General features: G+C 71.8%; 11 protein-coding genes and 2 pseudogenes. 5 read left to right on the top strand and 8 right to left on the bottom strand.

Going from position 1 to position 14,105, the window contains the following annotated elements; all coding sequences use genetic code 11:
* Window positions 1-17: 17 nt before the first annotated feature.
* The 3 genes and pseudogenes from ABIE67_RS44550 to ABIE67_RS44540 all read right to left on the bottom strand — a co-directional run.
* Window positions 18-1,037, bottom strand: coding sequence for a hemolysin family protein (locus tag ABIE67_RS44550; RefSeq protein ID WP_370267398.1), 1,020 nt, complete (start codon window positions 1,035-1,037; stop codon window positions 18-20).
* Window positions 1,034-2,383 carry a hemolysin family protein gene (locus ABIE67_RS44545; RefSeq protein ID WP_370267393.1) on the bottom strand — a complete coding sequence of 450 codons (1,350 nt, stop codon included), beginning with the start codon at window positions 2,381-2,383 and terminating at the stop codon, window positions 1,034-1,036. The genes ABIE67_RS44550 and ABIE67_RS44545 overlap by 4 nt, the downstream gene beginning before the upstream one ends.
* A gap of 138 nt (window positions 2,384-2,521) precedes the next feature.
* Window positions 2,522-3,391: pseudogene (locus tag ABIE67_RS44540) on the bottom strand (acyltransferase family protein); the annotation flags it as partial.
* A 5-nt stretch (window positions 3,392-3,396) separates the two neighbouring features.
* Here ABIE67_RS44540 and ABIE67_RS44535 point away from each other — a divergent pair.
* Window positions 3,397-3,762 (top strand): annotated as a pseudogene (locus tag ABIE67_RS44535) (tellurite resistance TerB family protein); the annotation flags it as partial.
* Window positions 3,763-3,817: 55 nt separating this feature from the next.
* Here the strand turns inward: ABIE67_RS44535 and ABIE67_RS44530 are convergent.
* The 3 genes from ABIE67_RS44530 to ABIE67_RS44520 all read right to left on the bottom strand — a co-directional run bounded on the left by ABIE67_RS44530 (window position 3,818) and on the right by ABIE67_RS44520 (window position 6,674).
* Window positions 3,818-5,206 (bottom strand): LCP family protein, encoded by a 1,389-nt coding sequence (locus ABIE67_RS44530; RefSeq protein ID WP_370267388.1) that lies wholly within the window; start codon window positions 5,204-5,206, stop codon window positions 3,818-3,820.
* Window positions 5,207-5,345: 139 nt separating this feature from the next.
* A complete protein-coding gene (locus ABIE67_RS44525; RefSeq protein ID WP_370267384.1) occupies window positions 5,346-6,278 on the bottom strand; it encodes a M56 family metallopeptidase in 933 nt (310 codons plus the stop codon).
* A 6-nt stretch (window positions 6,279-6,284) separates the two neighbouring features.
* Complete coding sequence (locus ABIE67_RS44520) at window positions 6,285-6,674, bottom strand: BlaI/MecI/CopY family transcriptional regulator (protein WP_370267380.1); 390 nt, start codon at window positions 6,672-6,674, stop codon at window positions 6,285-6,287.
* 152 nt (window positions 6,675-6,826) lie between these two features.
* Between ABIE67_RS44520 and ABIE67_RS44515 the strand changes: the two genes are divergently transcribed.
* The gene (locus ABIE67_RS44515; RefSeq protein WP_370267376.1) at window positions 6,827-7,057 is read left to right on the top strand and encodes a twin-arginine translocase TatA/TatE family subunit; all 231 of its coding nucleotides are present in this window, start codon (window positions 6,827-6,829) and stop codon (window positions 7,055-7,057) included.
* A gap of 50 nt (window positions 7,058-7,107) precedes the next feature.
* On the opposite strand, the gene ABIE67_RS44510 is transcribed toward ABIE67_RS44515, so the two are convergent.
* Window positions 7,108-8,028, bottom strand: coding sequence for a LysR substrate-binding domain-containing protein (locus ABIE67_RS44510; RefSeq protein ID WP_370267371.1), 921 nt, complete (start codon window positions 8,026-8,028; stop codon window positions 7,108-7,110).
* Between the two features lie 192 nt (window positions 8,029-8,220).
* On the opposite strand from ABIE67_RS44510, the gene ABIE67_RS44505 reads away from it, so the two are divergent.
* Genes ABIE67_RS44505 through ABIE67_RS44495 form a run of 3 tightly spaced genes read left to right on the top strand, consistent with a single transcriptional unit; the run spans window position 8,221 to window position 12,376 of the window.
* Complete coding sequence (locus ABIE67_RS44505) at window positions 8,221-9,393, top strand: NAD(P)/FAD-dependent oxidoreductase (RefSeq protein ID WP_370267366.1); 1,173 nt, start codon at window positions 8,221-8,223, stop codon at window positions 9,391-9,393.
* Between the two features lie 20 nt (window positions 9,394-9,413).
* Window positions 9,414-10,835: a 2-oxoadipate dioxygenase/decarboxylase family protein gene (locus tag ABIE67_RS44500; protein WP_370267361.1), complete on the top strand. Its 1,422-nt coding sequence runs from the start codon at window positions 9,414-9,416 to the stop codon at window positions 10,833-10,835.
* A gap of 11 nt (window positions 10,836-10,846) precedes the next feature.
* Window positions 10,847-12,376, top strand: coding sequence for an aldehyde dehydrogenase family protein (locus tag ABIE67_RS44495; RefSeq protein ID WP_370267357.1), 1,530 nt, complete (start codon window positions 10,847-10,849; stop codon window positions 12,374-12,376).
* 23 nt (window positions 12,377-12,399) lie between these two features.
* Here ABIE67_RS44495 and ABIE67_RS44490 read toward each other — a convergent pair whose 3' ends face one another.
* Window positions 12,400-14,088: a dolichyl-phosphate-mannose--protein mannosyltransferase gene (locus ABIE67_RS44490; RefSeq protein WP_370267355.1), complete on the bottom strand. Its 1,689-nt coding sequence runs from the start codon at window positions 14,086-14,088 to the stop codon at window positions 12,400-12,402.
* Window positions 14,089-14,105: the final 17 nt, after the last annotated feature.

The following is a 14,105-nucleotide window of genomic DNA, read 5'->3' as shown; positions in this document are numbered from 1 at the left end:
CTCGGTGCGGTGGGCCGTCAGGCCGCCTGCGGCTGCAGGAAGCGGGCCAGCAGGTCGTCCAGCGTCACCATGCCGGTGAGCCGGCCCGACGGGTCACGGACCACGGCGAGGGTGGACCGGCGGCGGCGCAGCAGGTCGATCGCGGCAGCGACCGTGGCGTCCTCGGTCAACTCGGGTACCGGGCGGGCCAGTGAGCGGGCGTCGGCGGGTCGTCCCTGGGCGAGGGCGACCAGGGCGTCACGGGCGTGCACCGAGCCGACGACGGTGCCGCGGTCGCGGACCAGGAGCCGGGTGCGGTCGACGGAGGCGGCCAGGCGGAGGATCTCGTCGGTGGCGGCGTCCGCGTCGACCGAGGAGATGTCGGCGGCCGGCACCTGGAGTTCGCGTACCGGTGTCTCGGGCTCCGTCAGGGAACGGGTCAGCAGCTCCGAGTCCGTCTCGCTGATGAGGCCGAGCCGTTCGGACTCCTCGACCAGGTGGGTGAGTTGCTCGCGGTTGTGGACCGAGGCCAGCTCGTCGCGCGGGATGACCCGGCACAGCCGCACCAGACCGTTGCTCAGCTTGTTGAGCGCCCGGATCAGCGGGCGTACCGCCGTCACCACGCCCCGGAAGGCGGGGGCGAGCAGCATCGCCGAGCGCTCGGGGTGGGCGATGGCCCAGGACTTGGGTGCCATCTCGCCGAGCACCATGTGCAGGAACACCACGACGATCATGGCGACGGCGAACGCGACGCCGTAGCTGAGGGCGCTGGGCAGGCCCAAGTCGAGCAGCAGCGGGTCGAGTTCGTGGGAGATCGCCGGCTTGGACACCGAGCCCAGGCCCAGCGTGCACACGGTGATGCCGAGCTGGGCGCCCGCCAGCATCAGCGACAGCTCGCGCATCCCCGCCACGGCCGCCTTGGCGCCGCGCTGCCCCTCGGCCGCGGCCTTCTCCATGCGGTGCCGCTTCGCGGCGACCAGCGCGAACTCGGCGGCGACGAAGAACCCGCTGCCGATCAGCAGCAGCACGGTGACGAAGGCCGCCATCGGGAAACTCACGCCGACTCCTCCGTCTTCTCCGCCTGCTCCGTCTTCTCCGCCACCAGCCGCTGGACGCGTACCCGGTCCGGCACGTGCCGGTCGAGGGCGCGTACGTCGATCACCACGCCGTCGCCGTCGGACAGCGCGACCGTCAACCGGTCACCGATGGTCGGGAAGCGGCCGAGACGGTCCACGATCAGGCCGGCCACGGTGTCGTAGTCCTCCTCCTCGGGCAGCTCGATGCCGGTGATGTCGGCGACTTCGTCCAGGCGCCGTCGGGCGTCCACCAGCCAGCCCTCGCCGTCCACGACCGCGATCTCGGTGACGGTGTCGGACTCGTCGGCGATGTCGCCGACCAGTTCCTCGGCGATGTCCTCGTAGGTGACGATGCCGGCCACTCCGCCGTGCTCGTCGAGGACCACGGCGAACTCGTCGTCCCGCTCGCGCATCTGCTCCACGGCGTCCGGCAGCGGCAGGGTGTCGGGCAGGAGCAGCGGTCGCCGGGCCGCCGCGCCGGCCGTGATGACCGCCAGCCGCTCGGCGGGCAGTCCCATCAGCTCCCGTACGCCGAGCACACCCCCGATGTCGTCCGGGTGGTCACCGAGGACCGGGTAGTTGGAGTGGCCGTGCTTGGCGATGAGGTCGACCGCTTCGGCGGCGGTGGCGTCCTTGCGGACGAAGACCGCGTCGGCGCGCGGCACCATCACCTCGTCCAGCGTGCGGTCGGAGAACTCCAGGGCGTGGTCGAGCAGCTCGGCCGTCGCGCGCGGCAGCCGGCCCTGTTCGTGGGACTCGCCGATCAGATGGCCCAGTTCCTCCAGGGTGGCGCCGTGGTGCAGCTCCTCCACCGGCTCGATGCCGACCTTGCGCAGCAGCCTGTTCGCGGCGCCGTCGAAGATCCGCACGACCGGCCCTACGACCTTCAGGTACGCCAGCGTGGAGCCGGCGAGTGACTTCGCGAGCCGTTCCGGGACGGCGATGGCGAGGTTCTTCGGGGCCAGCTCGCCCAGCACCATCTGCACGACCGTGGCCAGCACGAAGGCCAGCACGACGGAGATGCCGCCGACGGCGCCGGCGGGGATGCCGATGCCGGTCAGGACGGGCTTGAGCAGGGCGGACACCGACGGCTCGGCGATGAAGCCGACGACCAGGCCGGTCACGGTGATGCCGAGCTGGGCGCCCGAGAGCATGAACGACAGGCGTTCCAGCACCTTCAGGGCGCGGGCGGCCTTCCGGTCCCCGGCCTCGGCCGCACGGGCCAGGGCGAGCCGGTCCGCGGAGACGTACGCGAACTCCTGAGCGACGAAGTAGCCGGTGCCGGCGGTCAGGACGAAGACGGCCACCAGGCCGAGTGCGGCGCTCAACGGCGGGTCGACAGGGAGGGGACACCCCGCCCTGTGCCGTGCTCAGGGAGAACCTGGCGAAGTGGTCGGGGTCTGTGCCCCGAAGGGTCCGTCGGTCTGGCGGACACGCAGCAGCTCCTTGTCTTGGTGTTCCTCCGTTCAACGAGTCCGGCCGAAACGGAGTTCCCGATCCCGCGAGGCATACGCCATCCGTGGATCCGTCAGCCGGCGGAAGACCCGCTGGACAGCCGGGGTGCACAGCGCGGTCATCACCGCGGCGGCAACCAGTGTGACGGTGATCTCACCGACGGGGTGCCGGACCCAGACGGGGTCGTACCAGCCCCAGTGCTTGGCGGCCTGGGCGACGAACCCGTGCAGCAGAAAGCCGCAGAGCGTGCCGGCGCCCAGCGCGGTGAACCATGTCCGGCGCCCGGGCACCCAGGCGAGGAAGCAGGCCGCCAGGACGACGGAGCAGCCGAAGGCGGCCAGGGTCATCACGGGTCCGTACCAGGCGGGCGCGGCGAGTTCCTCGGCGCTCTCGCTGTGGAAGAACCAGGCGTAGTTCATCCACGAGACCGCCCAGTACGCCACGGCGAGGGCACAGGCGAGGACCGGCACGGCCAGGGCGCGCGCCGCGCGGCGGCGGACCAGCCGGAAGTGCTCCGGCTTCAGCAGCAGACCCAGCACGAAGTACGGCAGGAACTGCAGGACCCTTTGCAGACCGAGGTCGTCGCCGATGGAGGGCGAGAGAGTGGCGAGCATCGCGACGGCGAGCGCGAGCGGCAGCGGCCACCGCACGAGCCGCCAGACCGGGGCGGTCAGCCGCCAGATGAACAGCGCCGCCAGGAACCAGGTCAGGTACAGGGGGTCGAGCAGACTGATCGGCCGGTCGGGATCCTCGCTGGTCCACCGTGTGAAGAGGGTGTACGCCACCTCGAAGACCAGATAGGGAACCGCCACCCCGGTCAGCAGGCGTCCGATCCTGCGCGGTTCCGCCTCGAAGTCGCGCGAGAAGTAACCCGAGATCAGGGCGACGCGACGCGAGCATGGCGATGTGCGCGCTCGTCGCCGCGGCCGACGGCACCGTCGACCCCTCCGAGCGGCGGCGCGTGGCCCAACTGATCGCCACCAACGAGGTGTTGCAGAACTTCCCCGCCGACGACCTGCGCCGGCGGTTCGAGGAGAACCTGAACCGGCTCACCACCGACTTCGACTTCGGCAAGGTGAGCGTGCTGCAGGAGATCGCCAAGGCCGGGAAGAAGCCCGCCGAGGCGCGTGCCGTGATCCAGATCGGCATCGTCATCGGCGGCGCCGACGGCGACTTCGACAAGGACGAGCAGGCGGTGGTCCGCGAGGCGTGCCACGCCCTCGATCTGCCGCCGCACGAGTTCGACCTCTGAGCGGCCGCCGGCCCGCGCCGGGCGGACCGGACCGGTGTCCGCCCGGAATCCGCGGTCAGCGGATGTCGTCGAGGTCGAGGCCCTTTCCGACGACCACGGTGACCACGCCCGGCGTGGCGGTCGAGTCCTGCGTGGCCCGGGCCTTGGGCAGCCGGGCGGCCACGGCCTTGGCCTGCTTCTCCAGGCCCGCCGGGTAGGTGACGGTCGTGGTGTCGGTGTTCTGCGGGGCGTTGCCCGTCCCGGTCACGGTGAGACCGGCCTTGCCCAGCTTCTCGGCGACGCTCTTGGCCAGTCCCGGCACCCCCGTGCCGTTGAGGACCTGGACGCGCACGGAGGAGGCGTACAGGGGGGTCTTCGCCGCCGCGTCCAGTTCCTTCTTGTCGATCTCCTTGTCCCTGGCCAGGGAGGCGAACAGGTCGGTGGCCAGCGGGTACTGCCAGACGACGTTGGCCAGGTCGGCGGGCACGTCCGCCTGGCGCGGGTAGTTGGGCACGGTGAGGAACGCGAGGCGGTCGCTCGGGATGCCCTTGAGTTCCGAGGCGAGCCCGTACAGCGGCTTGATGCCGGCCAGGTCGGGGTCCGTGGTCAGGGACCCGGTGGCCGACTTCAGGAAGCCGTACAGCGCCTTCGGGCTGGTCAGTTTGGACTGCGCCTTCTCGGCCAGAGCGTCCATGAACTCCTGCTGGCGTCCGATGCGTCCGATGTCGGAGCCGTCGCCGACGCCGTAGCGGACGCGCACATAGCCGAGGGCCTTCTCCCCGCCGACGGTCTGGCAGCCGGGTTCGATCCGCAGTCTGGCCTTCTTGGAGCGGATGGCCTGCTTCGGGCAGACCTCGATCCCCTCCAGGGCGTCGACCATGCCCTTGAAGCCCTGGAAGTCGACGGACATGAAGTGGTCGATGCGCAGGCCCGTGTTGGCCTCGACCGTCTTGATGGAGCAGGCGGCGGCCCCGGCGACCTCGCCGCTGGTGCCGCCGATCGCGAACGCCTCGTTGATCTTGGCGCGGTGCGGGCCGGAGTCGCTGCCGTCGCCCCGGTCGCAGGCCGGTATCTCCACCCAGGAGTCACGGGGGAACGACACCACCGCGGCCCATTTCCGGTTCGCGGGGACGTGCAGCACCATCAGGGTGTCCGACTGCATGGTGGTCAGGTCCTTGCCGTACTCGGCGTTGGCGCCGTCGCGGCTGTCGGAGCCGACGACCAGGATGTTCTTCGAGCCCGGGCTGAGGTTCTCGGGGCGGTCGCCGCCGATCTTGTCGTCGACGTCGGCGGACTTGATGTTGTTGTCGAGGTCGTTGTAGACCCAGGCGCCCACCCCGGCGATGCCGAGGACGACCACCGAGGTCGCCCCCGCTCCCCACGCCAGCACCCTCCCCCGTCGCGTCAGCCGGGCCTTCCCCGCCCCGTCGCCCGACGTTCGTCGCCGCCGCCCTGTTCCGCTCACCCGCGCCCCCTCTGTAGATGTACGTGTGTAGTGGTACGGCCGAAAGGCCCCGGCCCCCTCACCATGAACAGACGACGATCTTCGCGCCATCCGTTGCCCGGAGCTCACGAATTTCTCGCGTTCTGCGGGCCCGCGGCGATCAGAGAGGAGTCGCCGCCCGCAGGATGAGGACCATCGTCACCGCCGAGTTCGCGGACGACATCGCGGAGGCGGCCGTCCCCGCGGCCGCGCACCACGCCGCCAGGCCCACCGAGGTGAACAGCGACGGCCAGCGGCGCACCAGCGGCGCGGGGCCGAGCAGCGCGGCCACCCGGCGCGGCACCGGGCTGGGCGCCGCGAAGCCCGCCAGTGTCGCGACCGGAGTACCCCGGGACACCAGCGCCGCCTTGCCGATCGCGCACGCCACGGTCCGACGGCTGCCGATCGCCCGGGCCGCCTCTTCGTCGGCCCACCGCTCCGCGGTGTACGCCACCGCCGTACTCAGCGGGCGCAGGAACGGGTTGGCCCGCGCGGCCAGTCGGACGGCGAGCAGGAAGCGGTGGTGCCGCGCGGCCAGATGGGCCCGCTCGTGGGCGAACAGCGCCCGGCGCTCGGCGGGTTCGAGGCGGGCCAGCAGGGCCGTGGTCACCACTACGCGGTCCCGGCGGCCGCCCGGCAGCGCGTACGCGTACGGCACCTCGTCGGGGAGTACGGCGACTCCCGTGGCCGGCAGTCCCGCCAGCGCCCGGTGGGCACTGCGGCGCACCCGGCCGTGCCGCCACAGGGTGCGCCCGCAGGCCACGACCACCGCGCACAGGGCCGGAATCGCCGCCTTGCCGACCACCTCGTCGAACGGCACCGCGGCCCGCACCTCGGGGTCGGACCAGCCGTCGGGCAGCGGGTTTCCGGGCAGTTGGGCTGTGCCCACCACCATCACCAGGCCCAGACACAAGGTGCTGCTCATCGCCATCACCGCGGCCACCGCTGTGAGCAACCGGGTCGCGGTGCGGGGATGCAGGTGCTGCTCGGCCAGGCGCGCGACCGGCCATGCCGTCAAGGGCAGGACGAGCGGCAGAAAGACGAAGACCCCCATGCGGTGTCAGGCCTCCCCTTCGCTCCCGGGCTCACCCAGCAGCTCGCGCAGCAGCCGCTCGTCGTCCGGCCCCAGCCCGGTGACGAAGCTGGCCAGTACGGCCTCCCGGTCGCTCTCGCCGTCCAGCACCCTGCGCATCCTGTGCGCCGCGAGGCCCGCCTGGTCCGACGCCGGCGTCCACGCGAAGGACCGGCCCGCGCGCTCCCGGGTCACCGCGCCCTTGGCCAGCAGGCGGGTCAGGATCGTGATCACCGTCGTGTAGGCGAGGTCCGCGCCGAGCCGCTCCTGCACCCAGCCGGCCGTCGCCGGGCCGTCCGCCTCCCGCAGCGCCGACAGGACCAGCGCCTCCAGCTCGCCCTGTCCCCGGCGCCCGGAACGCTGCGGGTGATCCGTCATGCCCTGTCTCCCCTCCGCCGAGCTGCGTGTCATGTGCGATACATCGAGCGCTACATCGTAAGGAAAGCGGCGGTGCGCCTGCCATTCCTTCTACAGTGCTCTCTACCTGCACCGACCCGCCCCTCCCCCGGCACCAGAAGGACACGGCCCCCATGTTCGGACTGAGCGAACTCGCGATCATCCTCCTCGTCGTCATAGCCGTCCTCTGCGCGAAGAAACTGCCCGAACTGACGCGTTCGGCGGGCAAGTCGGCGCGCATCCTCAAGGCAGAGGCCAGGGCGATGCAGGACGAGCACGATCCGGCGACACCCCGCGTGATCCAGGGGGAGACCGTCGCCCCGGACGCGCCGAGGCCTCAGGGCGCGCGGCAGCACGGACAGTGACCGGCGGGCCCCGCTCGCCCGGCCACGGCTCCAGGAGGCCGCGAGGTCGCTCACACCTGGGCCGCTGTCGGCGGCAGCCGGTCCGCGGAGGCTCGCAGGACGTCGACCAGGGCGGCCACCGTCGGCCGGTGCTCGGCGAAGGAGCGGACCACCACCACGATGTGGCGCTCCACCGTCTCGTCCAGCTCCAGGACATCGAGGCGGGACGGGCGCAGCCGCAGCATCAGGTCCGTCACGACGCTCACCCCGACGCCGGACTCCACCAGGGCGAGGGTGGCGGCGGTGTCGGTCACCTCGTGCAACACCTTCGGTTCGAAACCGGCTCGACGGCAGGCGGTGAGCACGGCACGGCCGTAGTAGCTGCCGACCGACGGCAGGATCCAGCCCTGCTCACCGGCGTCCGCGAGGGAGACGCGCCGCCGGCCCGGTAGTGCCCCCGCGGGCACCGCGAGGGAGAAGCGTTCCCGGAACAGCTCCCGCACCCGCAGCGACGGATCGCGAGGGATGGGTACGTCCGGATAGTCGAGGCCCAGCGCGAGGTCCACGCTGCCGCCGGCGACCGCGTCGTACACCTCGTCCACGTCCATGTCCCGGCTGTGCACGGTGACGCCCGGGTGCAGCTCGCGGATCCGCCGCAGGGCGGGCGGCAGGATCTCGGCGGCGGCCGTCGCGAAGAGGCCGATCCGCAGCGTGCCGGAGATCTCGTTGCGGGTGCGTTCCAGCGCTTCGACGGCCTCGGCCTCCGTGCTGAGGATCCGCTCGGCGTGCAGGGCGAGCGTCGCCCCGGCGTCGGTGAGCTCCACCCGGCGCCCCACACGGCGCAGCAGCCGCATGCCGGTGGCCTTCTCCAGCGCCGCGATCTGCTGGGAGACACCGCCGGGTGTGTATCCGAGGGCCGCCGCGACGGCGGTGATGGTGCCGCGCCGCGTCAGTTCCACCAGCGCACGCAGCTGCGCGCTCGTCCAATCCATACAGGAACCCTAAAAGGTCTCCCGCAGTAACTGTTGATGGACGTCAATGTTTGGGTTGCTGCACGATGACGCACAGATAGCTGACCGGCATCCCTGCGTACCTCGTACCGACAGCCCGCCGCCCTCCCCGGTAACGGACTCGATCTCCGCTCGTTTCCCTCCGCCGGGGCGGCCTCTGAAGGGAGTGGCCCGTTGTCCTCCTCCGTCTTCCGCACCGTGCCGTCCGCCGCCGATGTGGTGATCATCGGTGGCGGGGTGATGGGTGCGAGCATCGCGTTCCACCTCGCCGAGGCAGGGGTGCGGAACATCGTCGTGGTGGAGCGCGGTGACCTCGGCCGCGGCAGTTCGGGCAAGCCGATCGGCGGGGTGCGGGCGCAGTTCTCCGACCCGCTCAACATCGAGTTGGGCAGCCGCAGCCTTCACGCCTACGGGGAGTTCCCGCACCGGCCCGGCGCCGACATCAAGCTCGACACCGTCGGCTACCTCTTTCTGCTGGACGACGAGGAACAGGCGAGCGCCTTCGAGGCCGGTGTCGTCCTCCAGAACAGCCTGGACGTGCCGAGCCGCATGATCAGCCCCGACGAGGCCCGGCGCCTGTGTCCCTACGCCGGCACCGACGGCCTCGTGGCCGCCGCCTACTCCCCCACCGACGGACACGCCCGCCCCGGCCTGGTCGTGCACGGCTACGCGCGCGCCGCGGCCCGGGCCGGCGTCACCCTCGCCACCCACACCGCCGTCACCGGCATCGACACGGCCGGGGACCGCGTCACCGGCGTGCACACCAGCCACGGACCCATCGCGTGCGGCACCGTCATCTGCGCGGCCGGCGCCTGGTCGGCGCGGATCGGCGCCATGGTCGGCATCGACCTCCCCGTGCGGCCCGTGAAACGGCAACTGGCCTTCACCGAGCCGCTCACGCCGCCCGTCCCGCGCATCCCGTTCACCATCGACTTCTCCTCGACCGCCTACTTCCACAACAGCGACGACGGGCTGCTGTTCGGGCTGGCCGACCCCGGCCAGGAGGACGGTTTCGACACCACCTGGACCCCGGAGTGGCTGGAGCTGTTCCGCGCCGCGGCCCGCCGCCGCGCCCCGGCGCTGGCCGAGCTGAGGACGGTCGGCGGCTGGGCGGGCCTGTACGAGGTCACGCCGGACCACAACGCCCTGATCGGCCGCTCCGGCGAGCTGCCCAACTTCCTTTACGCGACCGGGTTCTCCGGCCACGGCTTCCTCCAGGCCCCGGCGGTCGGCGAAGTCGTGCGCGACCTCTGCCTCGAACGTGAGCCGTTCACCGACATCTCCCCGCTCAGCGCCGACCGGTTCCAGCACAGCACCGAGATCCGCCCCGAAGCCCACGTGGTGTGACCCCGTAGAAAGGCCGATCCATGTCGACGATCAGTCAGTGGCGGCTGCGGGCCGCGTTCGCAGCGCGGCTGTCGCGGATGTACGGGCAGGAGGTGCCCGCCTACACCACGCTCGTGGACGTCTCGCGCGAGGTCAACGAGGACGTCCTGGGTGAGCGGGGAGCCGACGCCGAACGCCTGGGATCCATCAGCCGGGTGACGGCCGAGCGGCACGGAGCCATCCGGGTCGGCACCCCGCGGGAACTGCGGCAGGTCGGCCGCGTCTTCGCCGCTCTCGGCATGCACCCGGTGGGCTTCTACGACCTGCGGGAGGCGGCCGCCAGCGCGGTCCCCGTCGTCTCCACGGCGTTCCGTCCGGTCGACGGCGAGGAACTGGCCCGCAATCCCTTCCGGGTGTTCACCTCCATGCTCACCCCGGCCGACCCCCGCTTCTTCGACGCCGGCCTGCGCGCACGTCTGGAGGCCTTCCTCGCCGCGCGTGAGCTGTTCCCCCCGGAGCTGCTGACTCTGGCCGACCGCGCGGAGGCCGACCGGGAGCTGCCCGAGGAGGACGCCGAGCGATTCCTCCATCTGGCCGTCGGCGCCTTCGAGTTGTCGAGCGAGCCGGTCGACAGGGCCTGGTACGAGACGCTGGAGCGGATCTCCGCCGTCGCCGCGGACATCGGCGGCGTCCGCAGCACCCACATCAACCACCTCACCCCGCGCGTCCTGGACATCGACGAGCTGTACCGCCGTATGACGGACCGCGGCATCGAGATGATCGACACCATCCAGGGCCCGCCGGCCTGGAAGGGCCCGGACGTCCTGCTGCGGCAGACCTCCTTCCGGGCGCTGGCCGAGCCGCGCGCGATGCGTCTCGCGGACGGCAGCGTCCAGAGCGGCACCCTGCGGGTCCGCTTCGGCGAGGTCGAGGCCCGCGGCATCGCCCTCACCCGCCAGGGCCGCGCCCTCTACGACCAACTCCTCGGCCGTATCGACGAGCAGATGTCCCTCCATCCCGCCGAGAGCCGCGGCGACATCGCGCGCGGCGTGTGGGAGCGGCACATGCCCGGCAGCGAGGAAGAACTCGCCGCGCAGGGGCTGGCGTACTTCACCTACCGGCTCGCGGACGACCGGCCCCGCGACGGGAGCGGGCCGCCGGCCGGCGTCGGCGACCTGGTGCGGCAGGGCTGGGTACAGGCCGAGCCCATCGTCTACGAGGACTTCCTGCCCCGCTCCGCCGCCGGGATCTTCCAGTCCAACCTGAGCGGCGAGGGCACCCGCGACAACGACCAGGAAGGCACCGCCTACGACGCGGCCTGGCTGTCCGGCGCCATCGGACGCGAGGTGCTGGACCCCTACGCGCTCTACGCGGAGCAGCGCAACGCATCCCTCGCGCAGGTGAGCGCGCAGCTCGGCCGCGCCCCCTTCACCCCCCTCAACCCCCTCGACTCCGCCACCTGACAAGGAGCATCATGACCGGCAGCACCCTGCCCACGACCGACGAGCTGCGCGCCCGCGCCCGCACGGCCCTGGAGCACATCGGAGCGGGCCTCCCCGAGGGCGGCGGCCTCCAGGCCCGCACCCCCATCACCGGCGAGGACCTGTTCGGGCTGAAGGCCGCCACGGAGGCCGACGTGGAAGAGGCGATCGCGGCCACGCGTGCGGCCTTCCTGACCTGGCGCACCACGCCCGCCCCACGCCGCGGTGAACTCGTACGCCGGCTCGGCGAGTTGCTGCGCGCGCACAAGGGCGAGCTGGCGGACCTCGTCACCATCGAGGCGGGCAAGATCCGCTCCGAGGCGCTCGGCGAGATCCAGGAGATGATCGACATCTGCGACTTCGCGGTCGGTCTGTCCCGTCAGCTGTACGGCCGTACGATCGCCTCCGAACGCCCCGGCCACCGACTGGCCGAGACCTGGCACCCCCTCGGTGTGGTCGGTGTCATCTCCGCCTTCAACTTCCCCGCCGCCGTGTGGTCGTGGAACACCGCGGTCGCCCTCGTCTGCGGCGACACCGTGATCTGGAAGCCCTCCGAGCTCACCCCGCTGATCTCCCTGGCCTGCGACCACCTGCTCGCCCGGGCCGCCGACGAGGTCGGAGCGCCCCGCGATGTGCACCGCCTGCTGCTCGGCGACCGCGTGGTGGGCGAGAAGCTGGTCGACGACCCGCGCGTCGCCCTGGTCAGCGCCACCGGCTCGACCCGTATGGGCCGCGAGGTCGGCCCCCGGGTCGCCGCGCGCTTCGGCCGCAGCCTGCTCGAACTCGGCGGCAACAACGCCGCGATCGTCGCCCCGTCCGCCGATCTGGACCTCGCCGTCCAGGGCATCGTCTTCGCCGCGGCCGGCACGGCGGGGCAGCGCTGCACGACCCTGCGCCGCCTCATCGTCCACCGCGACATCGCCGACACGCTCGTCGAGCGGCTGACCGGCGCCTACCGCAAGCTCCCCATCGGCAGCCCGTTCGACGAGAAGACCCTGGTCGGCCCGCTCATCTCCGCCACGGCTTTCGACGCGATGCAGAAGGCCGTCACGCGCGTCCAGGCACAGGGCGGCAAGGTCCTGGCCGGCGGCAACCGGCGGCTGGCCGAGGCCGCGCCCGCCGCCGTGTACGCCGAGCCGGTCCTCGTTCGTGTCGACGAACAGACCGACGTCGTACGGGAGGAGACCTTCGCTCCCCTCCTCTACGTCCTCACCTACGACACCCTCGACGAGGCCATCGCCCTGCACAACGACGTCCCCCAGGGCCTGTCCTCCAGCATCTTCACGCGCGACCAGCGGGAAGCGGAGATCTTCCTGTCCGCCGCCGGCTCCGACTGCGGCATCGCCAACGTCAACATCGGTACCTCGGGCGCCGAGATCGGCGGCGCGTTCGGCGGTGAGAAGGACACCGGCGGCGGCCGCGAGTCCGGCTCGGACGCCTGGAAGTCCTACATGCGCTCGGCCACCAACACCATCAACTACTCCAGCGAACTCGCCCTCGCCCAGGGGGTCAGCTTCCTCTGACGCCGGCGCGACACGCACCCGGTTCAGATCCACGTGTCGAACCACATCCTGGCGTGCCAGTCGGCGTACGGGATCGTCTGCCCGGTGTAGACCGGGAAGAAGTAGATGAAGTTCCAGGCGATGAGCAGCACCAGCGCGCCGGTCGGCACCGCACCCCACATCCGGCGTCTCTCGCCCGCCCCCGGCGGACCCAGCAGCGCGCCCAGCATCATCGCCACGGCCAGGCACAGGTACGGCACGAAGACGACCGCGTAGAAGGAGAAGATCGTGCGGTCCTGGTACAGGAACCAGGGCAGATAGCCGGCACCCACCGCGCACAGGACCGCGCCGGCGCGCCAGTCGCGGCGCAGTGCCCATCGGTAGAGCAGATAGAGCAGCGCGCAGCATGCCGACCACCACAGGAGCGGTGTCCCCAGCGCGAGGATGGCCTGCGAGCAGTCGGCCGTCGTGCCGCAGCCGTCCCGCCCTGGGGGCACCGACTCGTAGTCGAACAGCACCGGGCGGCCGAGGACCAGCCAGCTCCAGGGGTTGGACTCGTACTTGTGGAAGCTGTGCAGGCCCACGTTGAACTGGTAGACGCCGTACTCGTAGTGCCACAGGCTGCGGAGCGGGGCGGGGATCCATGACCAGGTGCCGCCGCGGCCGTCGGCCCAGAGGCGTGCGTATCCGTTGTCGGACAGGAACCAGCCGGTCCACGTCACCAGGTAGGTCAGCACCGCGACCGGGAGGAGGGACAGCACCGACCAGCCGAGGTCCTTGCGCAGCACCGCCCGGTAGGGGCGTCGCGCGCCGGCCACGCGACGGGAGCCGACGTCCCACAGCAGGGTCAGGACCATGAAGAAGGCCAGGAAGTACAGGCCGTTCCATTTGGTCGCGGCCGCGAGTCCCAGGAAGAGGCCGGCGGCGAGCCGCCATGGGCGCGCTCCCGTCCCGGCCCGGTCGCCGATGTGCCCGTCCGGGCGGGCACGGCCGTCCTCGCCGACCGGCAGGGCTGCCGCGAGCCGGGCCCGTGCGTGGTCCCGGTCGATCAGCAGGCTTCCGAACGCCGCCAGTACGAAGAACATGACGACGAGGTCCAGCAGCGCCGTACGGCTCATCACGTAGTGCAGACCGTCCAGCGCCATCAGCGTGCCGGCCAGGCAGCCCAGCGCCGTCGAGCGGAACAGGCGGCGGCCTATTCGGCACAGCATCAGGACCGACAGCGTGCCCAGGACCGCCGCCATGAAGCGCCAGCCGAACGGGGTGAGGCCGAACGCCCACTCGCCGACGGCGACCACCCACTTCCCCATCGGCGGGTGCGCGACGAAGGCCCCGGTGTCGGAGAGCGGGATGACCTGAGGGTCCGCGAGTATCCGCGGGTCGGCGATCTTACGGTCCGGCCAGGTGCCCTCGTAGCCGAACCGCAGCAGGGACCAGGCGTCCTTCGCGTAGTAGGTCTCGTCGAAGACGAGGTTCCGCGGGCGGCCGAGGTGCCAGAAGCGGATCGCTCCGGCCAGTAGGGCCACGAGCAGGGGCCCCAGCCAGGCCATCGCCCGCGCGATCCCATGTGCCCGTGCGGGCCGGGGAAAGGGCGGGACGAGACGTTCGCGGGTGTCGGTCCGGGGGCGTCCGGCGTATCCGAACAGGCGCAGACGTGCTGGCCAGTTGTCGGGTGCCGTTGTCGCAGGGGTGCCGTCGAGGACGTGGGCACGCGACACGCTGCTACTCGTCATCGGACGACCTTAATCGG

Origin of the sequence: Streptomyces sp. V4I8 (genome assembly GCF_041261225.1) — a bacterium.
Taxonomy (GTDB): domain Bacteria; phylum Actinomycetota; class Actinomycetes; order Streptomycetales; family Streptomycetaceae; genus Streptomyces.
This window is presented reverse-complemented; position numbering and strand designations above follow the sequence as displayed.

What these genes read in the sequence shown, in the direction of transcription:
- ABIE67_RS44500 (WP_370267361.1), top strand. Translation starts at nt 9,414, where the DNA reads ATGTCGACGATCAGTCAGTGGCGGCTGCGGGCCGCGTTCGCAGCGCGG.
- ABIE67_RS44520 (WP_370267380.1), bottom strand. Translation starts at nt 6,674, where the DNA reads ATGACGGATCACCCGCAGCGTTCCGGGCGCCGGGGACAGGGCGAGCTG.
- ABIE67_RS44490 (WP_370267355.1), bottom strand. Translation starts at nt 14,088, where the DNA reads ATGACGAGTAGCAGCGTGTCGCGTGCCCACGTCCTCGACGGCACCCCT.
- ABIE67_RS44495 (WP_370267357.1), top strand. Translation starts at nt 10,847, where the DNA reads ATGACCGGCAGCACCCTGCCCACGACCGACGAGCTGCGCGCCCGCGCC.
- ABIE67_RS44510 (WP_370267371.1), bottom strand. Translation starts at nt 8,028, where the DNA reads ATGGATTGGACGAGCGCGCAGCTGCGTGCGCTGGTGGAACTGACGCGG.
- ABIE67_RS44515 (WP_370267376.1), top strand. Translation starts at nt 6,827, where the DNA reads ATGTTCGGACTGAGCGAACTCGCGATCATCCTCCTCGTCGTCATAGCC.
- ABIE67_RS44525 (WP_370267384.1), bottom strand. Translation starts at nt 6,278, where the DNA reads ATGGGGGTCTTCGTCTTTCTGCCGCTCGTCCTGCCCTTGACGGCATGG.